Origin of the sequence: Chitinophaga sp. (genome assembly GCF_017745275.1) — a bacterium.
Taxonomy (GTDB): domain Bacteria; phylum Bacteroidota; class Bacteroidia; order Chitinophagales; family Chitinophagaceae; genus Chitinophaga.
This window is the reverse complement of the sequence record NZ_JAGHZS010000003.1, coordinates 1-24,922: the sequence shown is the minus strand read 5'-3', so window position 1 is coordinate 24,922 and position 24,922 is coordinate 1. Positions and strand designations below refer to the sequence as shown.

Sequence of the window (24,922 nt, the reverse complement as noted above, 5' to 3'; positions counted from 1 at the left end):
TTCTTTATATTTGAATAATGAAATATTATGTACTGCTTCTTTTTATTGGACTCGTAGCCTGTAAGACGTCATCCAACAAACAAGATCCTCATACCTTACTTACCTCCGATACTTTAGCTAAGCCAGATATTAATCAGTTGCTGAAATTATATCAACCACTCATGGGAGATACTATAGAAATAGACAATCAAAGAGAGAACGAGCGCGCTAAATGGAGATACCAGGGGACACAGATTGACTCCATACTGCTGAATTTACTACCTACTTACTATGAAGGACAAGAACCTTTATACTACGCCTGCTACAAATTTGACCTGGACTCCAATACTGTTGGATTGATTACCAGGACCCCTTCTGACTACGAATCTTCTTCTATCAAGCTATTTGCCTGGCATAAGAAAAACGATACCATCACATTTGAAACGGAACTGGCAGAGTCATGGGGCGATGCCGGAGATGCCATGACCAAAACCTCCTGGCTATATCATCATCAACAAAGTGGCTGGATGGGTATTTTGGAACAATTCAACTACAGCGAAGACCTGAATGATACCACTGCCCCCATTTCCGAAACATACGATTACTATCATTTTAAATGGGCCAATAACAGAATCGATACCATTAGCCGGGATAGCTCCGCACTGGTAGCCATCTACAACCAGATTGCTCCCAAAAAAGGAAAGGCAACTACCGGAAAAGGTGAATAGTAGCGCCTATTTCGTAGGTATTATCTTCATAGGTACAAATACCGCCGGTTTGTGCGCTATACAATATCTGTATGGCCAGTGTTTTCATCCCATCTACACCAATTCCGGCCGTGATGCGCTCAGAAGTATGATACATCGTCATCATATTGGCACTAACGTTAACGCCTATATCCATAATATTATCGTGGTCGCGTATTCCGCGAAAGCGAAGCGGTTACTGATAATAAAAAATTCAGCATTACAATGGCTCTATTACATTAAGTTGTACATTATATACAGGAAGCCCTTTTATACACGCATACCTGTCAGCGCCAGACAGATAATTCATATTGCCCCTGGGGTCTCTGCTTTCCCTGAACAGGGACAATACGTACCCTTCTTCAGCAGTAAATACTTTCAGATTTCCCACCTTGTCTTTTCTTACGAAGTAGGCATTATTCCCATACGAGTTGGATCCTACAAAAGCGTATCCCTTTTCTTCTGCCAGCAGGCACAGGGCCTTCAATGAAGCGCCAAAATAAAGATGGCTGTAATGTTCTTTTTCTCTTACAAAATCTGCCTTATACGGCACGGTTACCGCGATATCTTTTCCCATAACACTGTTATATTCCATGATCACCACCACAGGTTGTACCGCCTTGATCGCTTTCCAGATCCAATAATCATTACCGTCTATATCAATAGATAGCAGCCCTATTTCACCAGTCATTCCACCAGATATAATCAGCTCATTAATATTTTCCGCAGTAATAAACGCTTGTACCACCTCCAGGTTATGCTGGTAGTAGATATCATCAGATTTGATATAGTCAATGCTTTTCTGACCTCCATCAATTAGCAGGCCGGACCAGTTGTCGTTTCGGAGTAGAAACCTGGTGTTAGATTCTACATAATTCTCTACGCCAAATTCTATAAATGTTTTGTTGGGGATATCAATCTTATGAATGAGATATTGAATAATGCCATCATCGCCGGATTGGGAAAATACTTTAAACTCGGCCTCTGCAAGATTATTTAGTATGGGTAATTCTTTGTTTTGCCTTGCCAGGAGTTTTCCCAAAAGCAGTATATCGGTTTGCTGGGTTTTCCGGGTAACATAGAGTGATTGGTATAAAACATTCGCTAGCTTCCTTAATTGTTTCATCAGGACTGGTGAATTTAATAGATGCTGGTTTTAAAAATAATCGCTCTCACACTAAACATAATAGCGTCCATATTGTTCATTTTGGAGAACTTATAAAATATTGTGCATATACAACAAAATGTAGTCTTGAATGTTATGGCTTGTACTGCATCATCAAAATCGGATAGTAAGAAGAAGTTCAGTCATGTGTTGTGGTCTTAAATTTTATTGGTTGCCAGGTTATTTACTTTTTTATTTTCCAATTTCCCTTATTTGAAAACTATCTCATGTCCCCTCAAACTATGGCCCCTAAGTACTTTTTCAGTTTGGATGCAATCAGAGGATTTGCTGCGCTTATAGTGGTTTTATGCCATTGGCAGTTCTTTTTGTATACTGATTATACATCAATGCCTTCTGCTATATCGGAGATGCCATTGCCGCTGTATCCCTGGCTGTCTGTTTTTTATAATCTCGCCTTTTACGCCGTAGACCTGTTTTTCCTTCTTTCCGGTTTTATTTTCTTCTGGTTTTATGCAGATAAGATAAGCAGTCGTGAAACGTCGTTCAATAATTATATCTGCTACCGTGTTACCCGCCTCTATCCAATACATGTTGTTACGCTAGTGGCATTGGTATTTTTGCAGGCGATGATGATAAAAGTTAACAGTCGTCCTTTTATCATACAGAACAACGATACTTACCACTTTATTCTAAACCTGCTAATGATCCATAGCTGGGGATTTGAGTCCCATCCTATCTACAACGGATTCAATGGTCCTTCATGGTCTGTTTCAGTAGAATTTTTGCTCTACCTGCTTTTCTTCCTGCTCAGCTATAAACGATTGCAGCATAAAAAGTGGCTTTTGATAGGCATCGTTCTAGCAGGGGCCATGTTACAACATTTTTATTCTATGGTTGGACAAGGGATCTATTCATTTTTTCTGGGAGGATTAGTTTTTCACTTATACAAATGGTTGCTTACCAGGAAACATCTTGCCAGGCAGGCGCTTATCATTGGAGTTGTGGCATTACTTATCTGGGTATTTGTTTTAACAGAATATGCCTGGTCCTACGTCCGACATACCAGTATACTTGTACTTCAACAATTGCTACCCGGGAAAAGTAGTGCATATGACACCGCACTTTTTGATGTTACCAGGAATTCTTTTTTTCGCACTATTGTTTCTCCGGCTACCGTACTTTCACTAGCAATGCTGGAAACCTGTTACGGTAGCTTAAAAATTAAATGGCTGCTGATATTGGGCAATGCCAGTTATGCAATATACCTGATTCATTTTCCTTTAATGGTACTTTTTGCATTGATAGTATCTGTGGCCGGTATTGACAAGCATATATACCAGTCGCCTTTTACGTTGCTATGCTTTTTTGCTGTTCTTATTCCGGTAAGCATTGCCGCTCACTATTATTTTGAATTGCCGATACAACGGGTGTTCAGGCGGAGATTGGTGAAGAAACCGGCGCCGGTTACGGTGGTGTGAGGGGAGGGGTATGGTTCAAAACATGTATCAAATGAAAAAAGGCTTTCTGCGTCAATCCGCTGAAAGCCTTTTCTATCGTGTGGTCCCACCAGGGCATGATCCTGGGACCCCCTGATTATGAGTCAGGTGCTCTAACCAACTGAGCTATAGGACCCGTTCCGAAGAACAAAAATTCCCCTTTTCAAGGGACGGCAAAATTAATTATTTTATTGAATTAACCTAAAATATTTTTTTATTCCCAACGCATACGCCTATACTTTAATAAATTTGCCTTCAATCTTTTACCAATGCAAGGCATCAAACATATTATATTCGACCTGGGTGGTGTTATTCTCAATATCGACTACCAGCTTACCGACAAGGCTTTTACGGAGTTGGGGGTGAAAAACTTTAAGGAACTTTATTCACAGTATAAAGGTTCCAGCTTATTCAACGGGTTGGAAACGGGGCATGTGTCAACAGAAGAATTCCTGGAAGCCATGCATAAACATGTACCGGAAACGGTGACGGATAAACAGTTGAAAACGGCCTGGAATGCAATGTTACTGGATTTTCCGGTGCAGCGCCTGCAGTTGCTGCAGCAGTTACGGCAGCATTATGGGCTTTATTTACTCAGTAATACCAATGCTATTCACCTGGAGGAGTTCAACAGGTTATTGCTGGAAAGCCGTGGTATTCCTTCGTTAAGCAGTTTCTTTGACCGGGCTTATTATTCCCATGAGATGGGACAGCGCAAGCCGGACAAGGAGGCTTACCAGATGGTATTGGATGAAAACGGGCTTATTCCTGCTGAGACCTTGTTTATAGATGACCTGGCACAGAATATAGAAGGGGCCAGGGCTGTGGGTTTACAAACTATTCACCTGGCGCCTCCTAAAACGATACTTGACATTTTCCGTCCTGCAAATGCAGTATAAAAGAAAGGCCCCCGCATTAACGGGGGCCTTTCTTTTTATTTAATTTCTTCAAAATCGAGATAATCTCCTTTGTCGACCTTTTTGGGGCCGGGAGGAGGGGTGGAAGGCTCCTGGTTGCTGCCAGGCCGTGCACCTGTTTGATTTTCATATTGCTGCCGCATATGCTCCTGCATATCGCTCATTTGCCGGCGTACCTGCTTAGTCACTCTATATCCTGGTATGAGCAGATCAAACACCAGTTTATACAATAGCCAGGCAATAAATATGGAAAAGAATAGTTTCAACATAATGGTGCAAAGTTAGCGGAATATAGTATCCGACTCCCTGAAAATCACCTCATTTTAAGTTTTATTTAACTTTCCGGGAGGCTATTACAGCCCCAGCAAGGCGGCTGAAGCCAGGGCTTCTTTTTTATTGTAGGCCCAGGTCAGTTTGCGATAGTTAACAGCGTCAATGATGGTGCCTACAAAGCAAAAGCCGAAGGTTACTATATAAATAATTCCCATAGCGATCTGGTTGAGCAGAAAGCGTTGAACGCCGGCTACGGCAACAAAGCCGATCAGGCTGCAGATCAGAATGGTTTGAGGATCTTTGCGCCGGCTCTGGTATACAGAGAGAAAGCGCTGTTTATTTTCGGCAGAATAGCTTTTGGTTAGTTCCTGTAGCCACACCATTTCCTCTGTCTCAATTCCGGGAAGCATGGCAAATGAAAAGTCGCTCATAGTATTGGGTTTATGGTTGTTTAAAGTCTGCATATTGAAGGCGGGCCAGTTGTGCAGTGCGGTAAAGTAACACTATTACCACTACAGGCGATAGCCAATGATGGTGAATGGCAGCGAACCATTGTCCATGTAAAAAATAATGGATACCATGGCCTAGGCCGCAGCCTGGACAAAAGGGGATACCGATATTTTTGAATAAGCATAAGCTGGCGGCATTTTCGTTGGGCTTCATCAAATAAAGGAGGAGAAGCCCCATGGGCCATGCGATGAATTCAATATTTATTTTTCGCCAGAAAGCAGTACCCACGTCAGATATTTTAAAAACACATATGATTGATGGCAGTGCATCTCTCGTAAATATTTATATACAAGTTAAAGAAATAGTTTTTCAATCAAAATAAAATCCTAATTTTGTAGAAGGAAAAATGATTCAAACGAAGGGGACGAGATATTGTCCCCTTCGCGCTTTTTGTATGGCAAACGAACACGTGATAAAAACTATCCGGGAAATAGCAGAAGGACTGCTGGTTAATGATCCCGACAATTTTTTGGTAGACATCAGAATTAAGCCCACTAACAATATTAAGCTCTTTTTGGATGGAGATAAAGGGGTGCCGGTGGCTACATTGGTGTCATTTAACCGCCAGTTATACCCTTTATTGGAAGCGGCGGAACTGTTCCCCAACAACGATTTCTCCCTTGAAGTGTCGTCTCCCGGACTGGATGAACCGCTCAAATTACACAGACAATACCTTAAAAATATTGGACGTAAAGTGGAAGTAACCTTGCTGGATGGCTCTGTAAAAGAAGGCACCCTGCAATCAGCTACAGAAGAAATGATTAACATTGAAGAGCTGATTGGCAAGAAAAAAGAAAAGAAATCAACTGATTTAAAACTTAATGAAATAAAGCACACAAAGGTGTGCATCGTGTTTTAAAATATAACAACTAAACATGGCTAGTATTAACTTGATTGAGTCATTTACCGAGTTCAAGGAGGCGGAAAACATTGACCGTCCTACATTGATGAAGGTCCTGGAGGATGTGTTCAAAACACTGCTGCGGAAAAAGTATGGCTCAGATGAGAATTTTGACGTGATTGTAAATACCGAAAAAGGTGACCTTGAAATATTACGCCGTCGCACCATCGTTACTGATGGAGAAGTAGAAGATGACAATGCACAAATCGCCTATTCCGAAGCTATCAAGGTAGAACCGGATTACCAGGTAGGTGAAGATTTATATGAAGAGGTAGAGATCATGGATTTCGGTCGCAGGGCCATCCTGGCGGCTAAACAGACTTTATCTGCCCGTATCGGTGACCTGAAAAAGAACATCCTGGTTAAGAAATATGCAGATAAAGCAGGTGAAATTGTAAACGGCGAAGTATATCAGGTTTGGAAAAAAGAAGTTTTATTGCTTGATGATGAAGGGAATGAGTTAATTTTGCCTAAATCTGAACAGATCCCCACTGATTATTTCAAAAAAGGGGAGAACGTAAGAGCGGTGGTGAAGAAGGTGGAAATGAAAAACAATGCACCACTCATCATTCTCTCCCGTACACATCCATCCTTCCTTGCTAAATTGCTGGAAATTGAGGTGCCTGAGATCTTTGACGGGCTTATTGTCATCAAGAAAATAGTTCGCGAACCCGGTGAAAGAGCCAAAGTGGCTGTTGAATCCTACGACGACCGTATTGACCCGGTAGGAGCCTGTGTGGGTATGAAAGGTAGCCGCATACATGGTATCGTACGCGAATTGAGAAATGAAAATATAGATATCATTAACTTTACCACCAACATTCAACTGTTGATTCAGCGTTCCTTAACACCTGCCAGGATCAGCCGCATGGAAGTGGATAACGAAAACAAATACGCTTCTGTTTACCTCAACCCTGACCAGGTATCACTGGCCATCGGTAAAAAAGGTGTAAACATTAAGCTGGCTTGCGAACTGACTGGTTTTGAGATTGATGTATTCCGTGATGAAGCACAGGAACAGTCTGAATTTGATATCGATCTGGAGGAATTCTCGGATGAAATCGAAGAATGGATAATAGATGAACTGAAGCGAATAGGTTGTGACACTGCCCGCAGCGTATTAGAGCTGACTGTTGAAGAACTGGTTCGCCGTTCTGATCTGGAAGAAGAGACAGTGCAGGATGTAAGAAGAATATTACAGGAAGAGTTTGACAAAGAATAAAGCCGAGCCACAACCCTTCCCAGGTAAAGGCCTTATTAGAAAGGGAATTGATTTTTTCGAGTTATTGTTTAAACGTAAAAAAACATCCCGTTTTGAAGAAACGGGAAACAGGGGAGGCCCGAAATACGATATGCCTGAAACAACAAACAACACACCACGCTTGCTGGCTGCAGCCAAGGAGTTTAATATTGGTAAGGAAACTCTCATCGACTTCCTTGGCAATAAAGGCTTTGACATGGGCGGCTTTGGTTCTCCCAATGCCCGCCTTACGGCTGTTATGTACTCAGCACTGCAGGCGGAATTCCAGCAGGACAAGGCAAATAAGCGCAAAAGCGACCAGATAGCCCTGCCCAAAGGAAGCGTGTTAGAAACGATGAAGAAGAAAGAGAAGGAGGAAGCGGAAGCGGCGGCTAAAAAGAATACCAATAAAGAAAAAGAAGAGGCAACTCCCACTGCTCCGGTAGCAGAGGTACCAAAACCCGAAGAAAAAAGGGAACAACCTAAACCGGAACCAGTAAAGGAAACCCCTAAACCGGAACCACAACCGCAGGTGCCAGTTGCCCAAACAACTACACCTCCCGCAAAGGAAAAAGCTGAACCGAAGCCTGAACCAACCGTTGTTACAGCTCCCCCTGTTGCGGAAGTTCCGAAAGCACCGGCAACGCCTCCTCCGGCAGAACCAGACGTAGTTAAAACAGAAGCGCCGAAAATTAACGGCCCTAAAGTCATCACTACCATAGATCTGGACGCATTAAACCGCAAGAAACCAGTTGCTAAAAAAGCAGAACAGGAAGAAACTCCAGCTCCGCAGCCAGAAGCAGTACACACTCCGGTAAAGGAAGAAAAACCTGCCCCGGTAACTACCGCTCCCGTTGCTGAAAAAGAGCCGGCACCTAAACCTGTTTCAGCTCCTCCTGCACAGGAAGCAACTACCACAGCTGCTGAAAAACCAGCTGATAAAGCCGAAAAAGTAGCACCAGCCCCTAAAGCTGAAACTACCCCACCGGCAGAGATAGTAGCGAAAACAGATAAGACCGATACGACAGAAAAAACGGAAAAAGCCGCACCGGTTGAAGATAAACCTGTAGTTAAAAAAGTGGAAGAAGTATTACAAGAGGCAAAACCGGCTGCAGCCAAAGAACCGGCGCATATTCCTGTTAAACAAGTCGTGAAAACGGAAAATCGCAAACCTACTGTTGTCGATAACACACCACCAACGCCTCCTCCGGCTGCCCCTCAGGCACAGGAAGAACAGCCTGGTCCCGCTGTTATCGAAAATATTCAGGCCGAAAAATTAACCGGCCCTAAAGTAATCGGTAAAATTGAGCTGCCAGTTCAATCTGACAGACGCGATAACAACAAAAACAACTTCAGCAGGGACGAGAAACGCAAACGCAAGCGTATCATCGTAGAAAAGAAACCTGAACCTGTTCAGCCTAAAGATTTCAAAGAAGGCGATCGCAAAGAAGGCGGCGCTCCGGGTGAACACCGCCCACATCATGATAATCGCGGCGGACAAGGTGGCAATCGCCCTCACCACGATAACCGTGGCGGCGGCCATCAGGGCCAGGGCGGAAACCGTCCACAGGGCGATAACCGTAACAATCGTCCAGGCGGCGGCGCTAACACCGGAACCGGTGGTGGTTACAACAGACCTGCAGGCCAGGGTCAGGGCGGCTATAACAGGCCAGCCGGACAAGGCGGTCAAGGTCAGGGTGGTAACAGACCAGGCGGCCAGGGTGGCGGCTACAACCGTCCAGGCGGTCAAGGCCAGGGTGGTAACAGACCAGGCGGTCAGGGTGGCTATAACAGGCCAGGCCAGGGCGGCGGGTTTAACAGACCAGGTCAGGGTCACCGTGGTGAAGACAAACGCACTACTGAAGAAAAAGAAATCGATAAGAACGAGATCCAGAATAAGATCAAGGAAACAATGGCCAAACTCGGTGGCGGTCGCGGTAAAAACGTGAAAGCTAAACACCGTAGAGATAAACGTGAAGAAAGAGCCCAGCAGAAAGCACAGGAAGGAACCGGAGACAACAAACTCCAGGTAACAGAATTCGTTTCTGTATCCGAACTGGCTAATCTGATGGATGTAAGCTTCGCCGAAGTAATCTCTAAATGTATGGGCCTCGGTATCATGGTATCTATCAACCAACGCCTCGACGCGGAAGTAATAGAACTGGTTGCCGGCGAATTTGGTTATGAAGTTGAATTCATTGGTCTGGAAGATGCAGAGGAAAATGATGATGAAGAAGAAGTAGATGATCCCGCAGATCTCCTGCCTCGCGCTCCAATCGTTACGATCATGGGTCACGTTGACCATGGTAAAACCTCGCTCCTCGATTATATCCGTAACGCGAATGTGGTAGCCGGTGAAGCCGGTGGTATTACCCAGCACATCGGTGCTTACCAGGTAACTACTGCCAGCGGTAAGAAAATTACCTTCCTGGATACCCCCGGTCACGAAGCGTTTACCGCGATGCGTGCCCGTGGTGCTAAAGCAGCAGATATCGCTGTTATCGTGGTAGCTGCTGATGACGCTATCATGCCACAAACAAGGGAAGCAATATCCCACTCCCAGGCTGCTGGCCTGCCAATGGTATTCGCCATCAACAAGGTGGATAAAGAAGGCGCCAACCCTGAGAAAATTAAAGAACAACTGGCCGGCATGAACCTCCTGGTAGAAGACTGGGGCGGTAAATATCAAAGCCAGGAAATATCTGCCAAAAACGGGTTAAACATAGATGTACTCCTCGAAAAAATATTACTCGAAGCAGAACTGTTGGAATTGAAAGCCAATCCCGACCGCGAAGCATCTGGTAGTATCGTGGAAGCCACACTGGACAAAGGCCGCGGTTACGTTGCCTCCCTGCTGGTACAAAATGGTACCCTCCGTCAGGGCGATACCATCGTATCCGGCTCCTTCTTCGGTAAAATCAAAGCCATGTTCAACGAACGTGGTCAGAAAATGGATGAAGCAGGTCCTTCTATGCCAGTACAGGTGCTCGGCTTAAACGGTGCACCACAGGCAGGTGAGAAATTTAAAATGTACTCCGACGAATCTGAAGCTAAAGAAGTGGCCAACCGCAGAGCCCAGATCGTTCGTGAACAAGGTATCCGTACCAAGAAACACATTACACTGGATGAAATCGGTCGCCGTCTGGCACTGGGTAACTTCAAACAGCTGAACCTGATCATCAAAGCCGACTTTGATGGTTCCGTAGAAGCTTTGAGCGACTCCCTGCAGAAACTGTCTACCGAAGAAATCGTTATCAGCATTGTACACAAAGCAGTAGGTCAGATCACAGAATCCGACGTATTGCTGGCTACCGCTTCTGACGCCATCATCCTCGGATTCCAGGTACGTCCTTCTTCTCAGGCTGCTAAGCTGGCGGAAAAAGAAAATATTGAAATCCGTAACTACTCTATCATCTATGACGCTATCGATGAAATCAAGAGCGCCATGGAAGGTATGTTGGAACCAAAAATCGAAAAGAAAGTGGTGTGCAACGTTCAGGTGCGCGAAACTTACAAATTCGAAAAGGTTACCGTGGCAGGTTGCTTCGTTGTCGATGGCAAGCTGACCAGGAACACCCGTATCAACGTAGTACGCGATGGTATCGTGGTATTCACCGGCGAACTTGGCTCCCTGAAACGTTATAAAGATGACGTGAAAGAAGTAGCCGCCAACATGGAGTGTGGATTAAGTGTTCGCGGATACAGCGACCTCAGACCAAACGATAACATCGAAGGTTTTGAAGAAGTAGAAGTAAAGAGAACATTATAATAATGCCTAAAGCATAATGCCCAAGGCAGGAAGCAATTAAAGCGGATGATACCAGCGATTACCTCGTTGATATTATTCGCTTTAATTGTTTTTAAATCTCCTCGCTACCAGCTGGTTATCTACCATAAAAAGCTGCGAGCCCTTTTCATCTAAACTTTTGTTAAATCCGTCGACTTTCCCTATGCTACTGCCTTTTAAATGGTTATTTTTGATTTTTACCGCTTTTGTATGAAGAAACTTTTAGCATTATCCGCAGGCGTTTTGCTCATTTGGCAAGCCGCTTCGGCCCAGCAAAAACTGATTGCAGATAAGATTATCGGCGTAGTAGGGGATAAAATTATCCTCAAATCCGATATGGATGGAGCGCTTGCAGATCAGATGCATAACTCACCAGATGGAAATCTGATGCCCGATGCTGCCTGCAGAACACTGGAAATGCTGATCTCCCAGAAAGTCATGGTACTACAAGCGGAAAGAGATAGCTTACCCGTAAGTGATGGAGATGTGGAAGCACAAATGGAAAACCGTATCCGTTACTTCGAACAGATGTACGGTGGTAAGGAAAAAATGAAAGAAGTTACCGGCTACTCCATCTACCAGCTCCGCGAACGCTTCCGCCAGCCCATTAAGGAAAACTTACTGGCACAGGCAATGCGTAACAAAATTATTGAACCGGTAAAAGTAACACCGTCTGAAGTAAAACGCTTCTACGACGCCATTCCAAAAGATAGTCTCAAATTTTACGAATCTGAACTGGAAATAGGTACCATCGTATTAACACCGAAGGCCACCCGTGAAATGGACCAATATGCCATTGACCGCCTCCTGGATTTCAAAAAACGTGTACTTAACAAAGAATCTGATTTCTCCTCCCTGGCAATTTTATACTCTGAAGACCCTAGTGTAAAAGACAATAAGGGTATCATGCAAATGAGCCGCGGCGATAAAAACTGGGATCCTGAATTCCTGTCAGCTTCCTTCCGTTTGAAAGAAGGCGAAATTTCTTCTCCGGTAAAATCACAATTCGGATATCACCTGATCCAAATGGTGAAACGTTCCGGTGATAACGTGACCGTACAACATATCCTGCTGAGAGCAGCGGTAACCAAGTCCGATCTGGCAGCTAATATCGCCAAACTGGATTCTATCCGCTCCAGCATCCTGGCAGGCAAAATCAACTTCTCAGAAGCAGTGGCTAAATACAGTGATGCCCCAAGCGCTAAATTTGATGGAGGGATGCTCCAGTCTAAAACCGGCGATGGTAGCACCCTGATCACTATTGACCAGCTGGATGAACCCGGCGAAAGAGAAATTGTAATGATGCTCGATACCCTGAAACCAGGCGGCATCTCTAAACCAGTACAATTCACAGACGAAACTGGTCGCCAGGCGGTACGTATTGTTTACCTGAAATCCAAGTCACAACCACATAGGGAAAACCTCACGGATGATTACTCCCGCGTACAACAACGTACCCTGGATATCAAACGTGCTGAGGCGATCAACAAATGGCTCATCGAAAAAATCCCGACTTTCTATGTGCATGTAGACGACGAATACAAAAACTGTAACCGTATTAGCCAATGGATGGCATCCCTGGCTAAACAATAATAAATTAGCTTTTAGCAGTTAGTTATCAGCCTTTAGTAAAGCGGAGATAGAAGCAATCAGCCTTTATCTCCGCTTTGCTAATTGCTAAAGGCTAATAGCTAACTGCTAAAAGCTAATAGCTTCCCCGCTATTCCTGATAGCTTTCCCACCTCCTTTCTGGTTTTCCCCTTTTTTGCCGTACCTTTGCGACTTCAATTTTCTGCCATGAGTGATGCGATCAAACATGAATGCGGTCTGGCATTTATAAGATTAAGAAAACCGTTTTCCTACTACCAACAAAAATATGGGAGCGTTTTCTATGGGCTAAACAAACTATACCTGCTCATGGAAAAACAACATAACAGAGGCCAGGATGGCGCTGGTTTGGCTACCGTAAAACTGAACACCGAACCTGGCGTTCCCTTTATGCACCGTATCCGGAGCGCAGCTCCACAGGCGATCGGTGATATTTTCGGAAAAGTCCGTGATGAAATACAGGAGATAGAAAAATATCAGCCGGAAATCACCAAATACCCCGGCCTGATGAAAGGACATGTGCGTTTCCTCGGTGAGCTGATGATGGGACATATCCGTTATGCCACCCAGGGTAAAAACAACGTGGAACTCTGTCACCCGTTCGTTCGCTACAATACCATACCAGCCCGCAACCTTGCAATGGCCGGTAACTTTAACCTGATTAACACGGAAGAACTCTTTGAATTCTCCAAAGCACAACCAGGTGAAGTACACAAAAACAGTGACCTTGCTGCCATGCTGGAAGTGGTACACCATTTCCTCGCCAAGGAAGATAACGAGGGCAGTAACGAACTCGATATCAAAAAAATCCTGCAACAGGCATTCTCTATGTTTGATGGAGGCTATCATACCTGCGGCCTCATTGGCTCCGGTGACGCCTTCGTTATTCGCGATGCACACGGTATCCGCCCTTCTTACTACTACATCAACGATGATGTGATTGTAGCTGCCTCCGAAAGAGCCGCTATCCGCACCACCTTCAATGTAGGCGAAAATGAAGTGCTGGAACTGATGCCAGGTAATGCACTGATCGTTAAAAATAATGGCGACTACAGCATCGAACAAATTCTCGAACCTAAAGAGCGTAAGGCCTGCAGCTTTGAAAGGATTTACTTCTCCCGCGGTAACGATGAAAAAATATATAAGGAAAGAACGGACCTCGGTCGCTACCTCTCTGGTACCGTACTGAAGGCCATCGATAATGACCTGCGCAATACCATCTTCTCCTTTATTCCTAATACCGCTGAAGTAGCCTTCTATGGCCTGTTAAAAGGACTGGAAGACTATCTAAACAAAATAAAGGTTGAACGTATCCTTTCCTGGGGCAAGGACTTTGATGAGGAAAAGCTCACTGAAATGGTGAATCGCCGTATCCGCATCGATAAAATTGCTACCAAAGACGTGAAAATGCGCACGTTTATTACCGAAGACTCCAGCCGTAATGAAATGGTACAACACGTGTACGATATCACCTACGGTAAGGTAAGACCCGGTATTGACTCCCTCGTGGTAATAGATGATTCCATTGTTCGCGGTACCACCCTCAAAGAAAGTATCGTGAAAATGCTGGATCGCCTCGGACCCAAGAAGATCATCATCGTATCTTCTGCTCCGCAAATCCGCTACCCGGACTGCTATGGAATCGATATGAGCAAAATGGGTGATTTCGTAGCCTTCCAGGCCGCTATTGCGCTGCTGAAAGATCACGGCAAGGAACACATCCTGCACGAAGCATATGGCCTTTGCAAGGAATTGCAACGCACCAATACCCTTCACGCTCAAAACGTGGTGAAGAACATCTATAAACCGTTTACGCCAGAACAGATCTCTGCAAAAATCGCAGAAATACTGAACCCTGGTGGTATCAAAGCGGAAATAGAAGTGATCTACCAATCTATCGAAAGCCTGCACCTGGCCTGTCCAAACAACCTGGGCGACTGGTACTTCACCGGTAATTACCCTACACCGGGTGGTAACCGCGTAGTGAATAAAGCATTTATGAACTACATGGAAGGCAAAAACGAAAGAGGATATTAATAAAAAGCAGAAAGCGTAAAGCATAAAGCAAAAAGCGATTAAAGCGAATAAGAAGAGCGAGTACGTTAATTACTCATTTGCTCTTGTTATTCGCTTTAATCGCTTTTTGCTTTATGCTTTACGTTTTCTGCTTCTCCCAAACGCATGTTAATTTTATCTTAAATAACCGCTTCCAGTCGAACTGTATAAGCCTAAGAAGTTAACTTCCTGTAAAATCTGTATTTTCGTTTTAGCTAACTATTGGTTTTCAGCCCATGAAAACGTTACTACTTATACGTCATGCTAAATCCAGCTGGACCGATCCAGACATGGATGATTTTGACCGGCCACTCAATAAAAGAGGGAAACAAAATGCGCCCGAAATGGCACAATACCTTATTTCACGGGGGATGGTACCGGAATTAATTATTTCAAGCCCGGCAAAGAGAGCAAGATCTACCGCCAAAATAATGGCTGGCGAATGGAAATATCCCAAGCAGGCCATCCTGTTGGAAGAAGAGCTTTATCTCTGCTATGCCGCTACCTTCCTGAAGGTAATTACCAAAATAGATGACGATTTCGGCGCCGTTGCCATATTTGCACATAATCCCGGCATTACCGATTTTGCCAACTACCTTACGGAAGAAATCAGGATAGATAATGTCCCTACTGCCGGCGTATTCGGCATACAAGCCGACACCGACAACTGGAAAGACTTCGACCTGGCAAAGAAAAAATTCCTCTTCTTTGAATATCCACGGAAAGATTAATCCTTCACGATCTTGTTATAAGAAGCAGTAATCCCCTTGATCAGTGAAGAACTGAAACCCTGGTGCTCCATTTCATTTAAGCCCGCAATTGTGCAGCCCTTGGGCGTAGTTACCTTATCAATTTCCTCTTCCGGATGACGATTTTCCCGGATCAGCAATTCCGCAGCGCCCTTCACCGTTTGCGCCGCAATAAGACTGGCCGTGCGTGCATCAAAGCCAATTTCAATACCGCCCTGAATATTGGCGCGGATATAACGCAGGGCATAGGCAATGCCACAAGCTCCAAGTACAGTAGCCGCATCCATCAGCTTTTCATCAATAATAACGGTAGCGCCTAACTGGTCAAACATCGTTTTTATATAGCGTATCTGCTCTTCCGTTGCATGCTTATGCGCAATACATGTAATAGATTCCTGTATGGCAATTGCTGTATTCGGCATGGCACGTACTACCGGCATTCCCGGAAGCACATGTTCCAGGTCGTCGATACTCACGCCGGTTACTACGCTGATCAATATATGCCGACTGGGGTCAAAAGACGATTTGAACTCCTGCAATACCTCACGCACATTGTAGGGTTTTAATGCCACTACAATTACTTCTGATTCACGGATAGCTACCGCGTTATCTGTTTCTATCCGTACGCCTGCATCACGCAAACCAGTAAGGGTCCCTGTATTGCGCTTGGTAACGGTAATATCACCGGCCTTTGAAAAACCGCTCTTCAGCAATCCCTGGGCTATGGCCGAGCCCAGATTTCCTCCACCTATAATGGCTATCTTTTTGGCTGACATAAAAATTTATGTTTACATTATAAATCCTACGGAAGGTATAACAAAAGACGCATCCGTGCAAGGAGCAGAAAACGAAAGGCATAAAGCAAAAAGCTATTGAAGCGGATGATGGAAGCAAATGTTGTCTTTGTTCAGGATTAGACTGATTATGCTGATTTTTATTTTTTAATTAAGAAGATGAATGATTGAAATAGGAATATTCGTTTCAATCTCTTTTCATCTTTTTAAATCTTTAAAATATAATCAGCATAATCAGTCTAATCCTGAACAAAGACAAAATCCGCTCTGAGCGCTTTTGCTTATCTTGCATAGATGCAGGCATCACACACAGCTACTGCGTTTTACGCCAGGATAAGAGAAGCACACGGTGTTGAGAATACAGAAGAAAAAACCCGACACTATAAGCAAATACTGGAGATCCTTTTCAGGGAATTAACGAGGAAAGAAACCCGCTCCTTCGGGAACCTGTTTGCGCGCATGCAATTCTTCTTCGACCGGCAGACTGTTCCTCCGGATATCCTCCAACAATTGACAGCACTCCGTATACTAACGAACAAGGCTACACGTGGAATGTTCCCACTGCAGGACGCAGAGCACCTGCTTTGCATCAAAGCCCTCACCGAGTCCGTAGCCTGGTGCTACCAGGTTGCTCCTCCCGCCTCATTAACGGAGATTTATGCTCCCGTGGGTATACATAAATTATCGCTGGCCTACCAGCACCGGCCCGACAACATGGCGCTTCTCAAGTGTATGGTAACGGCAGTAGGCCCACTAAACACTGACACTCTCGGAAAATACACCCTGCTGCTCAACGTGAAAAATGATGAACAAGGCGACTTCCAGCTTCAACTGGAGCACATGGATCCGGCGACTGTACTGTCTTTACATGGCTTGCTGCGGCCATATGACACCATTCACGTACTTCATTGCCGCCAGGGCGCCGCCGGTCACGAATACGCCACCACCAGCGAAAGCCAGGTAGTGCTGGAGCCAGATCTGTTGATTGATATCAGTGACCTCGCGGAATGCTTTACCCATAAAGGGCCTAACCGCCTTTTATATCTTGTTAAAAAACTAACACCCCAGCAATCCAGCCCCGCCGCATTCAAGGGAAACCTCGTAAATGCCCTGCTGGACGAAATGTTGCGCAACCGTGAAATTGATTTTAAAAGTTCCTTTATTGAAGCTGTCGCCGAAAACGTGCTACAGGCAGCCGCCTACGGCCGGGAAAAAATAAATGAGATGTTCCGGGATATAAAGCAACATCATTGGGGTAATCTTTATAATACCGTAAAGGAACTACAGGATAAGCCAGTACGTATTGAGCCGACCTTTTTCTCTGCCCAATACGGCCTGCAGGGGCGTTTGGACCTCATGGCAGAAGATGAAACCGATGAATACCGCAAGGAAATATTTGAGTTAAAAAGTGGCAAATGCCCCGACTACAATACCTGGAAGAACCATGAAATGCAGGTAGTAGGATATAACCTGTTGCTACGCTCTGCCTTCGGACGGCATCGCAAAGGCAGCTCGGCAATTCTATACTCCGCCGCTGAAACCAATCCATTGAGGAATGTGAGCAGTACCCATCTCACAGAAAATGACTTACTTGTACTTCGCAATGAGGTAGTAGGAATGCTGCTCCGGCTGGCTGGCTGCGAGTTTGAAATATTGTCTACCATTACTACGGCTGCGGCCATTGGCCTGCCGTCTTTCAGTGCAGCACATTTCACAGCTTTTGAACAGGCCTGGCAATCCGCCCCACCAGTAGCAAAGGCCTACTACCACGAGTTTCTGGCATTTATGCTGCGGGAATATCTGCAGGCAAAATGCGGCATGTTCTCCGAAATCAACCGGGAAGATGATGCAGATGGCTTTGCCGCACTATGGCTGCAACAGGAAAAAGACAAGCTTTCCCGTTTCAATATTATCCCCGGGCTTCGTTTCCGGGAGTTTGATACGGTAAACAGTTCGGTATTATTTGATATAGTCGTGCCCGTTAGCCACAACTTCCGCAAGGGAGATACCGCCATTATATATCCCCGTACCAGTACGGAATTGCAGCCCATGCAACAACAGCTGCTAAAGGGCAGGATAGAGGAAGTGGGGAGAGATTTGCTGAGTTTTTCTTTGAATAACCGGCAAATGACCCTGGATTTTTTCCGGCAGTTTGATGAATGGATCATTGAACATGATATTTATGAATCCAACTACTGGATAGCTACCTCCTCCCTGTTTCATGTAATTTCGCCCCGCTATCGGGAACGCACCAATATATTACTGGGCCTTACAGCGCCCCGTTGGTACCCATTACAACACCCTACGCCTGCGATGTTTAATCCTAACCAGGAACAAATTGTGAAACAGGCCCTGGAAGCGCAGGACTACTACCTGCTGCAGGGCCCACCTGGCACAGGGAAAACATCTTCCCTGTTAACCACTATTGTGGGGGAAATGGTGAAACAAGACCACCACATCATCATTGTGGCCTTCACCAATAAAGCAGTAGAAGAAATTTGCCATAAGCTGACGGCAAAAAACATCACGCACCTGCGTATGGGCGGGCGCAGCTCGGAGGCATCCCTAACATTAAAACAATATTGCCTGGAAGGATCGCTGGATGAAGCCCGTAGCTATATCACCAGCCACCGTGTGTTTGTGGCCACGGTAGCTACAATGGCTACCCGTTTGGAGCAATTAACAATGATGGGGATTCCTACCGATACCTTAATTGTAGATGAAGCCTCCCAATTGACAGAGCCCCAGCTACTCGGCCTGTTAATGCCTTTCCGCAAATTTATCCTTATCGGAGACCAGAACCAGTTGCCGCCGGTAGTAGCGCAGGAAGAGTATTTCTGCCAGGCGAAAGCGCCTTGCTTATTGGAGGTAGGCATCCGTGACCTGCGTACGTCTATTTTTGAGCGACTGATATCTCGTTGTAAAACCAGCCACTGGCGCCATGCCTGGGGCATGCTGAATACCCATTTCCGGATGCACGATAGCATTGCGGCACTGGTGAACCATTATTATGCTGGCCAGTTATCTTCCGGAAGGCCGGAACAAAAAGCGGGCTTCGATTTATATAAAAATCATGAGAACATAGGATGGGAGCGGATTTTATCTTTAGGAAGAAAGGTATTTGTTGCCAGTCCCTATGAGGCTACCTCAAAAATGAACAAAACGGAGGCGCAGTGGGTGGTATCATTGTTACAACACCTGAAATCCCGTTATGGAGCCCAGTTCAATAAAGATACAGTAGGAGTGGTCACCCCATGGCGTACGCAAATCAGTCTTATCCGTGAGCTGATCGCGGAAGATGCCGCCCTGCAGGATATCAATATAGATACCGTGGAGCGCTTCCAGGGATCTGAAAACGACATTATTATTGTTTCCCTGGCGGTATATCATGCAGCCCAGGTGCAGACATTACAATGCCTGGGGCAGTTTAACTGGGACGAGGAAGCGATAGAAGTGGACCGTAAGCTGCTGGTAACGTTATCGCGTGCACGAAAACAGGTGGTTGTTCTTGGCTATGAGCCCGTATTACAGGACAGTGTGCATTACCGGAAGATGTTGGGCGAGATGGAGAGGGGTGTGTTATAAATAACTATGGCCACACGGTTAGTATGGCCATAGTTTAGACAACATCATATATGATCACTCCTGGTAAGCCAGGCTTTAATCCAAGGTTACGTGTCCCCAGTTTTCCCCGCTTTTAATGCGGTACAGTTGCATTTCACTGATATCGAACTGTTCAGCGATTTGCTTCATCGTTTTCTTACCGGGTTTATTGAGCAGGCGTTTAATGCTCTTTACTTTGGTCACATTCAGCTTCAGGCCTTTTACGCGGTTACGTTGTTTTTCTTTATAGGCCAGCTTTGCAGGGCTTTTTTGCTGATGTTCTTCCATTTCCTCCTTGGTTGCCCACTGGAGGTTGGAGGCTTTATTATTTTTCTTATCGTAGTCCAGGTGAATCACATATTTGTGTGCCCGGCCACCTTTTTTACTGAAAAGTTTAGCCACCTCGCGGTGCAGGTAGAGCGACTGGTAGCTATCGGCAGGCTTTACGTTTAATACCGTATAGCCTTCCACGGTAGATCCCGTGAGCAGCTTACCATCTTCGGTACTTTCATGATAACTGATCACTCTCCCCATGTTTGAAACGGCGTATTTTTTACGCAGGGCAGATTTGTTTTTAATCTGTAAGTCTTTCCAGACTTCATTTTTCAGATTTTTAATTGTGGTCATGTGAAAGTAATTTTTGTTTTTTTTATCCGCTGGGGTTATCCGTTTATCCGTAAACGTTACAACCAGCCATTTCAGTATCAGCTGGCAGAAAATCGTGTGCAGCTAATTGGGGAGCGGCCCTTTCGAATATATGGTCCTTGTATTGTAACACCACCGCGTCTAGTACTTCCTCTATCTCAGCTAATGTATTGTAAGTTACTAATTGTTGTCTGAATTCTTTGATATGCGGCAATCCTTTGAGGTAATTTGTGTAGTGCCGGCGCATTTCCAGGATACCTACTACTTCACCTTTCCAGGATACTGATTGGCGGAGGTGCTTCTTGCAAACTTCCACTCTTTCTAAAACAGTTGGTAAAGGCAAATGTTCGCCAGTCTTCATAAAATGCTTAATCTCCCTAAAAATCCAGGGATATCCTATGGCAGCCCGGCCAATCATCACCCCATCTACGCCATATTTCTGCCTGGCGGCTATTACCTGCTCCGGCGTACATATGTCACCGTTACCAAAGATAGGAATTTGTATGCGGGGATTGTTTTTTACTTTTCCGATGAGTGTCCAGTCGGCACTGCCTTTATACATTTGCGTACGGGTACGGCCGTGAATGGTGAGGGCTTTGATGCCAACGTCCTGTAGTCTTTCCGCTACTTCCTCGATGTTCTTGGTGTTATCATCCCAACCCAGGCGGGTTTTAATGGTTACCGGCAACTTAGTAGCCTTTACCACGGCAGCTGTCAGCTTTACCATTTTAGGTACATCCTTCAGAATACCGGCGCCGGCGCCTTTGCAGGCCACTTTCTTCACGGGGCAGCCGAAGTTGATATCCAGCAAGTCGGGGTTGGTGGTTTCTACGATCTGTGCTGCCAGTGACAAGGATTCCTCATCACCGCCGAAGATCTGTATCCCTACCGGCCTTTCGTAGTCGAAAATATCCAGCTTTTTGCGGCTTTTGATGGCATCACGTATCAGTCCTTCTGAAGATATAAACTCTGTATACATGAGATCGGCCCCATTATCCTTGCACACCGCACGAAAAGGCGGATCGCTCACATCTTCCATGGGCGCCAGTAATAAAGGGAATTCTCCCAGTTCAATATTTCCTATCTTCACCATAATTTGTATAACCACGGCAGGTTTTGCCGTAGTTATTATTTTAATATTTTATATACTATTTCTTTTACAAGCAGGATTTCTTTGCAGTGACAGCTATATACCAGGGAGCTGTATTCATCAATAAGTAACTGCAAAACTGAATTTCGCGCTGTAAATTTACGCAAAATTTAATACAGTATTTTCTTATGACCGGTTATCTGAAGCAGTCTTCCTCTTTCTTGCAGTTTATTACCTTCCTGGGCTTTTTCTTTTTGTGCTTTGCTATATACCTGGTAGTACTGCAAGCGGTAACGCCTTCTATTACTGGTCAAAGCCTCGAGGCAATTCAAAGCAATGCTTTCACCGATCCTAACCTTCTCGGCTATCTGAAAATAACACAATTCCTTTATACTGTTGTGGTATTCTTTGTGCCTGCTGCCATTTTTGCTTGTCTGTGGCAGCCCAGGCCGGCTGCGTTTCTGGGTTTAAAACCCGCTCCAACCGGCATTCAAATTGTGATTGCCCTGCTTGCCATGTATGCAGTATTGCCACTGGCCGGCATTTTGGGCGAATGGAATCAGCACTTCCCCATATCACAACATGCCCGAGACATGGAAGCGATGGCAGAAAAATTGCTGAAAGTGATGCTGAACATGCCATCTCCGAAGGATTTATTGGTGAACCTGATCCTGGTAGCTATTGTACCAGCTATAGGAGAGGAGCTGTTTTTCCGGGGCGTATTACAGCGACTCATCATTAAAAGCACCCGCAAAGTATGGCTGGGCGTATTTATCACTTCTATTATTTTTAGTGCCGTACATGGTGAAATGCTCGACTTTTTACCACGTGTGGCACTGGGCTTTGGGCTGGGCGCTATCTATGTCATTAGCGGTAACCTGTGGTTAAGTATCCTGGCACATGTGCTGAATAATGGGTCGCAGGTAGTGATGTTATACCTTTTCCAACATGGAATGATGGCGGATGATCCTATGAAAGATACACCCATAGCGTGGTATTATGTAGCATTGAGCATTCCTTTTGCCATTGGATTGTTCTGGGCGTTACGAAAAAAGTCAACGCCTATGCCCATGATTGAGCCGAGGGAAAACTATAAGAAGGATGAGGTGAACGAGATAGGAATGGACGAAAAGTTGTAATCTTACCAAGATATTAAAGCAATTACTATGGAAAAAGACTGGGTTAAAATATTTTCAAGTGACAAACCGTTTGAAGCGGAGATAGTGAAAGGCATGTTGCTGGACAACGGGATAGATGCAGTATTGCTAAACAGGCAGTCCTCTTCCTATAACATTACTTTACCCGGGCAGGCAGAGCTGTATGTGCATCAATCCCAGGAAGAAACGGCGAAAAGTCTGGTGCATTCTCACAACAATTTGCCCACTGGCGACCCCAATGAAGTAGACGGATAGGGACCGGAGGGGATTTTTGCTCCAAAGGGTTATTTAACCCATATTTGTGGGCAGCCATTTAATCATCAGATTTAAACATAATGAAGACTTTTTTTACCCGCACTGCCTCTGCGCTTGTGTTTGTGGCAGTAATGCTGGGCGGCATTTTATGGGCCGACTATACCTTTTTCCTGCTTTTCTTCCTGATTGGCTGCTTTGCCTTACAGGAATACTTTAAGTTAATCCGTCATATCGATCCTGATTATGCAGGTGTGCCTGCTTCCCATAAATGGGGTGCCACCGTTGCCGGCGCTGCTATATTGCTCACTTTTACCGGCAACAACTTCCAGGTCGGACATATTCCCACAGGCCTGATTGGCTGGTGGGTAGCGGTTATTTTCCTGCTGGTAATGCCCTTGGGAGAAGTATTAATGAGTAAAGACTTCTCTTTAAAGAACATCGGCTACTCGGCTATTGGACTGTTGTATATCATCATTCCATTTGGCCTGCTGATACATATCAGGCTCAATGCCATCAATATTCACTATACGCCTCAGGACGTGGGAACCGCGCCAGGCTGGCTGATCCCTTTATTGCTGATTATTTTTATCTGGATCAATGATACGATGGCCTACATAGTGGGTTCGCTGATTGGCCGTACGCCTTTTGCTCCGGCAATTTCACCGAAAAAGACCATTGAAGGTACCGTAGGCGGGATGATCCTGGCGGTAGCCACCGCCGGCATCTATGGTCATTTCTGGGGAAGTAGCTACCTCGCCCTGCAGCACTGGATAGCCCTGGCCCTCATTGCAGCTATATTTGGTACCATCGGCGATCTGATTGAGTCTAAATTAAAGAGAATGGCCGGCGTAAAGGACTCTGGCAATATCATGCCCGGCCATGGCGGATTCATGGATCGTTTCGACTCATTGCTACTGGCGGCTCCCTTCGCCTGGATCTATGTTCAGTTCTTTATGATGGCTTAACCATAATTTCGTATGCTGAAAAAATTGAATTGAACTACCTTCGCACTACGATTTAACACTTAAAACAATCATTTAATAGTAAAACAATGAAGATCCATCGTGAAGGATTTGCTACCATTTCCCTTGTATTCCTGGTACTGGCGTTAATTAACGGGGCCATTTTTTATTGGTTCGGTAATTGTTCCGGCCTTTGCTGGACAGTATCTCTGATATCCCTGGCATTCTTCCTGTTCATCGTATCCTTTTTCCGGATTCCATCAAGACAATATACTGCCGGAGACTCACTGGTGATTTCTCCCTGTGATGGTAAAGTAGTGGTTATTGAAGAAGTGTATGAACCAGAGTACTTTAAAGATAAACGCCTGCAGGTGTCTATTTTTATGAGCCCAGCCAATGTGCATGTAAACCGTAACCCTATCAGTGGTACCGTGAAACTGTCGCAATACCATGCTGGTAAATACCTGGTGGCCTGGCATCCGAAATCCTCTACAGAAAACGAAAGACATTCTGTAGTGATTGATAACGGCAAAACGGCCATCCTGGTAAGACAAATAGCCGGTGCACTCGCCCGCAGAATTGTAAACTACCTGAAACCAGGCATGGAAGTAAAACAAAACGAGGAAATGGGCTTTATCAAGTTTGGCTCCCGTGTAGACCTTTACCTTCCTATTGGCACTGAAGTAGCCGTAAAACTGGAAGAAGTAGTAAAAGGTGGTGTTTCTGTTATTGCTAAAATCTAGTATTTTTAGACACTAAACAGCAATTATTTATGATAAAGAAAGCTTTTACCGGCGCTGCAGCCCTCCTGTTACTGGCAGGCATTGCATTTGCCCAGGAACAAACAAAGAGCAAAACAGCAGAAAAGCCTGCTAAAAAAGAATGCTCTGCGGCAACCTGTAAACCAAACGAAAAAGGTAAAAGCTGCTGCCAGCAGCCTTCTAAGACTGCCAGCCTGAGAATGGCGGCGGCGAAGAAGCCGAAAGCATAAAGCTGAAAGCAAAAAGCTATAAAAGCGAATGACCAGAG

23 protein-coding genes and 1 tRNA gene are annotated in these 24,922 nt (G+C 45.1%); 15 read left to right on the top strand and 9 right to left on the bottom strand.

Translation table 11 applies throughout. The features are described 5' to 3' along the window. Positions 1–17 precede the first annotated feature (17 nt). Positions 18–707 carry a hypothetical protein gene (locus tag J7623_RS09610; protein ID WP_291919634.1) on the top strand — a complete coding sequence of 230 codons (690 nt, stop codon included), beginning with the start codon at positions 18–20 and terminating at the stop codon, positions 705–707. Here the strand turns inward: J7623_RS09610 and J7623_RS09605 are convergent. Both J7623_RS09605 and J7623_RS09600 read right to left on the bottom strand, forming a co-directional pair. Beyond that, positions 688–882, bottom strand: a complete 195-nt coding sequence (locus J7623_RS09605) for a hypothetical protein (RefSeq protein ID WP_291919633.1) — start codon at positions 880–882, stop codon at positions 688–690. The two genes, J7623_RS09610 and J7623_RS09605, sit on opposite strands and share 20 nt — an antisense overlap. 63 nt (positions 883–945) lie before the next feature. After that, entirely contained in the window at positions 946–1,851 is a 906-nt protein-coding gene (locus J7623_RS09600) for a hypothetical protein (protein WP_291919631.1), read from the bottom strand. A 266-nt stretch (positions 1,852–2,117) separates the two neighbouring features. Between J7623_RS09600 and J7623_RS09595 the strand changes: the two genes are divergently transcribed. After that, the gene (locus J7623_RS09595) at positions 2,118–3,329 is read left to right on the top strand and encodes an acyltransferase (RefSeq protein ID WP_366838673.1); all 1,212 of its coding nucleotides are present in this window, start codon (positions 2,118–2,120) and stop codon (positions 3,327–3,329) included. 80 nt (positions 3,330–3,409) lie between these two features. On the opposite strand, the gene J7623_RS09590 is transcribed toward J7623_RS09595, so the two are convergent. After that, positions 3,410–3,483 (bottom strand) — tRNA-Ile (locus J7623_RS09590). A 133-nt stretch (positions 3,484–3,616) separates the two neighbouring features. Here J7623_RS09590 and J7623_RS09585 point away from each other — a divergent pair. Continuing rightward, a complete protein-coding gene (locus J7623_RS09585) occupies positions 3,617–4,246 on the top strand; it encodes an HAD family phosphatase (protein ID WP_291919630.1) in 630 nt (209 codons plus the stop codon). 35 nt (positions 4,247–4,281) lie between these two features. On the opposite strand, the gene J7623_RS09580 is transcribed toward J7623_RS09585, so the two are convergent. The 3 genes from J7623_RS09580 to J7623_RS09570 form a co-directional block, all read right to left on the bottom strand. After that, positions 4,282–4,533 carry a hypothetical protein gene (locus tag J7623_RS09580; protein WP_291919629.1) on the bottom strand — a complete coding sequence of 84 codons (252 nt, stop codon included), beginning with the start codon at positions 4,531–4,533 and terminating at the stop codon, positions 4,282–4,284. Between the two features lie 84 nt (positions 4,534–4,617). After that, a complete protein-coding gene (locus J7623_RS09575) occupies positions 4,618–4,968 on the bottom strand; it encodes a TM2 domain-containing protein (protein ID WP_291919627.1) in 351 nt (116 codons plus the stop codon). 10 nt (positions 4,969–4,978) lie between these two features. Further along, complete coding sequence (locus J7623_RS09570; protein WP_291919625.1) at positions 4,979–5,275, bottom strand: DUF2752 domain-containing protein; 297 nt, start codon at positions 5,273–5,275, stop codon at positions 4,979–4,981. 166 nt (positions 5,276–5,441) lie between these two features. Here J7623_RS09570 and J7623_RS09565 point away from each other — a divergent pair, with 166 nt between their 5' ends. The 6 genes from J7623_RS09565 to J7623_RS09540 all read left to right on the top strand — a co-directional run bounded on the left by J7623_RS09565 (position 5,442) and on the right by J7623_RS09540 (position 15,369). Further along, on the top strand, positions 5,442–5,906 hold the full coding sequence (locus J7623_RS09565) for a ribosome maturation factor (protein WP_291919624.1): 465 nt from the start codon (positions 5,442–5,444) through the stop codon (positions 5,904–5,906). A gap of 16 nt (positions 5,907–5,922) precedes the next feature. Next, positions 5,923–7,170: a transcription termination factor NusA gene (gene nusA, locus J7623_RS09560; RefSeq protein ID WP_079471571.1), complete on the top strand. Its 1,248-nt coding sequence runs from the start codon at positions 5,923–5,925 to the stop codon at positions 7,168–7,170. After that, the gene (infB, locus tag J7623_RS09555) at positions 7,157–10,957 is read left to right on the top strand and encodes a translation initiation factor IF-2 (protein WP_291919620.1); all 3,801 of its coding nucleotides are present in this window, start codon (positions 7,157–7,159) and stop codon (positions 10,955–10,957) included. Before nusA ends, infB begins: the two co-directional genes overlap by 14 nt. Before the next feature lie 228 nt (positions 10,958–11,185). Continuing rightward, positions 11,186–12,568 (top strand): peptidylprolyl isomerase, encoded by a 1,383-nt coding sequence (locus J7623_RS09550; RefSeq protein ID WP_291919618.1) that lies wholly within the window; start codon positions 11,186–11,188, stop codon positions 12,566–12,568. A 324-nt stretch (positions 12,569–12,892) separates the two neighbouring features. Continuing rightward, positions 12,893–14,620 (top strand): amidophosphoribosyltransferase, encoded by a 1,728-nt coding sequence (locus J7623_RS09545; RefSeq protein ID WP_291919616.1) that lies wholly within the window; start codon positions 12,893–12,895, stop codon positions 14,618–14,620. A gap of 254 nt (positions 14,621–14,874) precedes the next feature. Further along, complete coding sequence (locus J7623_RS09540; RefSeq protein ID WP_291919614.1) at positions 14,875–15,369, top strand: histidine phosphatase family protein; 495 nt, start codon at positions 14,875–14,877, stop codon at positions 15,367–15,369. Here the strand turns inward: J7623_RS09540 and proC are convergent. Further along, positions 15,366–16,163: a pyrroline-5-carboxylate reductase gene (gene proC, locus J7623_RS09535; protein WP_291919613.1), complete on the bottom strand. Its 798-nt coding sequence runs from the start codon at positions 16,161–16,163 to the stop codon at positions 15,366–15,368. The two genes, J7623_RS09540 and proC, sit on opposite strands and share 4 nt — an antisense overlap. 312 nt (positions 16,164–16,475) lie before the next feature. Here proC and J7623_RS09530 point away from each other — a divergent pair, with 312 nt between their 5' ends. Then, a complete protein-coding gene (locus J7623_RS09530; protein WP_291919611.1) occupies positions 16,476–19,766 on the top strand; it encodes an AAA domain-containing protein in 3,291 nt (1,096 codons plus the stop codon). A 75-nt stretch (positions 19,767–19,841) separates the two neighbouring features. On the opposite strand, the gene J7623_RS09525 is transcribed toward J7623_RS09530, so the two are convergent. Continuing rightward, the gene (locus tag J7623_RS09525) at positions 19,842–20,411 is read right to left on the bottom strand and encodes an NUMOD4 domain-containing protein (RefSeq protein WP_079471790.1); all 570 of its coding nucleotides are present in this window, start codon (positions 20,409–20,411) and stop codon (positions 19,842–19,844) included. 43 nt (positions 20,412–20,454) lie between these two features. Next, the gene (gene dusB, locus J7623_RS09520; RefSeq protein WP_291919605.1) at positions 20,455–21,522 is read right to left on the bottom strand and encodes a tRNA dihydrouridine synthase DusB; all 1,068 of its coding nucleotides are present in this window, start codon (positions 21,520–21,522) and stop codon (positions 20,455–20,457) included. Between the two features lie 185 nt (positions 21,523–21,707). Here dusB and J7623_RS09515 point away from each other — a divergent pair, with 185 nt between their 5' ends. From J7623_RS09515 to J7623_RS09495, 5 genes are all read left to right on the top strand, one after another. Then, entirely contained in the window at positions 21,708–22,658 is a 951-nt protein-coding gene (locus tag J7623_RS09515; RefSeq protein ID WP_291919603.1) for a CPBP family intramembrane glutamic endopeptidase, read from the top strand. Positions 22,659–22,685: 27 nt separating this feature from the next. Next, complete coding sequence (locus J7623_RS09510) at positions 22,686–22,931, top strand: DUF2007 domain-containing protein (RefSeq protein WP_291919602.1); 246 nt, start codon at positions 22,686–22,688, stop codon at positions 22,929–22,931. Positions 22,932–23,011: 80 nt separating this feature from the next. After that, positions 23,012–23,896 (top strand): phosphatidate cytidylyltransferase, encoded by an 885-nt coding sequence (locus J7623_RS09505; RefSeq protein ID WP_291919600.1) that lies wholly within the window; start codon positions 23,012–23,014, stop codon positions 23,894–23,896. An 86-nt stretch (positions 23,897–23,982) separates the two neighbouring features. Beyond that, the gene (locus J7623_RS09500) at positions 23,983–24,636 is read left to right on the top strand and encodes a phosphatidylserine decarboxylase family protein (protein WP_291919598.1); all 654 of its coding nucleotides are present in this window, start codon (positions 23,983–23,985) and stop codon (positions 24,634–24,636) included. A gap of 29 nt (positions 24,637–24,665) precedes the next feature. After that, a complete protein-coding gene (locus J7623_RS09495) occupies positions 24,666–24,884 on the top strand; it encodes a hypothetical protein (RefSeq protein WP_291919596.1) in 219 nt (72 codons plus the stop codon). Positions 24,885–24,922: the final 38 nt, after the last annotated feature.

Bases quoted from the DNA above. Each gene is read 5' to 3' on its own strand.
- J7623_RS09550 (WP_291919618.1), top strand. From the start codon at position 11,186: ATGAAGAAACTTTTAGCATTATCCGCAGGCGTTTTGCTCATTTGGCAA.
- J7623_RS09610 (WP_291919634.1), top strand. From the start codon at position 18: ATGAAATATTATGTACTGCTTCTTTTTATTGGACTCGTAGCCTGTAAG.
- J7623_RS09545 (WP_291919616.1), top strand. From the start codon at position 12,893: ATGGAAAAACAACATAACAGAGGCCAGGATGGCGCTGGTTTGGCTACC.
- J7623_RS09525 (WP_079471790.1), bottom strand. From the start codon at position 20,411: ATGACCACAATTAAAAATCTGAAAAATGAAGTCTGGAAAGACTTACAG.
- nusA (WP_079471571.1), top strand. From the start codon at position 5,923: ATGGCTAGTATTAACTTGATTGAGTCATTTACCGAGTTCAAGGAGGCG.
- J7623_RS09515 (WP_291919603.1), top strand. From the start codon at position 21,708: ATGACCGGTTATCTGAAGCAGTCTTCCTCTTTCTTGCAGTTTATTACC.
- J7623_RS09565 (WP_291919624.1), top strand. From the start codon at position 5,442: ATGGCAAACGAACACGTGATAAAAACTATCCGGGAAATAGCAGAAGGA.
- dusB (WP_291919605.1), bottom strand. From the start codon at position 21,522: ATGGTGAAGATAGGAAATATTGAACTGGGAGAATTCCCTTTATTACTG.
- J7623_RS09500 (WP_291919598.1), top strand. From the start codon at position 23,983: ATGAAGATCCATCGTGAAGGATTTGCTACCATTTCCCTTGTATTCCTG.
- J7623_RS09495 (WP_291919596.1), top strand. From the start codon at position 24,666: ATGATAAAGAAAGCTTTTACCGGCGCTGCAGCCCTCCTGTTACTGGCA.
- proC (WP_291919613.1), bottom strand. From the start codon at position 16,163: ATGTCAGCCAAAAAGATAGCCATTATAGGTGGAGGAAATCTGGGCTCG.
- J7623_RS09505 (WP_291919600.1), top strand. From the start codon at position 23,012: ATGAAGACTTTTTTTACCCGCACTGCCTCTGCGCTTGTGTTTGTGGCA.
- J7623_RS09605 (WP_291919633.1), bottom strand. From the start codon at position 882: ATGGATATAGGCGTTAACGTTAGTGCCAATATGATGACGATGTATCAT.
- J7623_RS09575 (WP_291919627.1), bottom strand. From the start codon at position 4,968: ATGAGCGACTTTTCATTTGCCATGCTTCCCGGAATTGAGACAGAGGAA.
- J7623_RS09595 (WP_366838673.1), top strand. From the start codon at position 2,118: ATGTCCCCTCAAACTATGGCCCCTAAGTACTTTTTCAGTTTGGATGCA.
- J7623_RS09510 (WP_291919602.1), top strand. From the start codon at position 22,686: ATGGAAAAAGACTGGGTTAAAATATTTTCAAGTGACAAACCGTTTGAA.
- J7623_RS09540 (WP_291919614.1), top strand. From the start codon at position 14,875: ATGAAAACGTTACTACTTATACGTCATGCTAAATCCAGCTGGACCGAT.
- J7623_RS09580 (WP_291919629.1), bottom strand. From the start codon at position 4,533: ATGTTGAAACTATTCTTTTCCATATTTATTGCCTGGCTATTGTATAAA.
- J7623_RS09530 (WP_291919611.1), top strand. From the start codon at position 16,476: ATGCAGGCATCACACACAGCTACTGCGTTTTACGCCAGGATAAGAGAA.
- J7623_RS09585 (WP_291919630.1), top strand. From the start codon at position 3,617: ATGCAAGGCATCAAACATATTATATTCGACCTGGGTGGTGTTATTCTC.
- J7623_RS09600 (WP_291919631.1), bottom strand. From the start codon at position 1,851: ATGAAACAATTAAGGAAGCTAGCGAATGTTTTATACCAATCACTCTAT.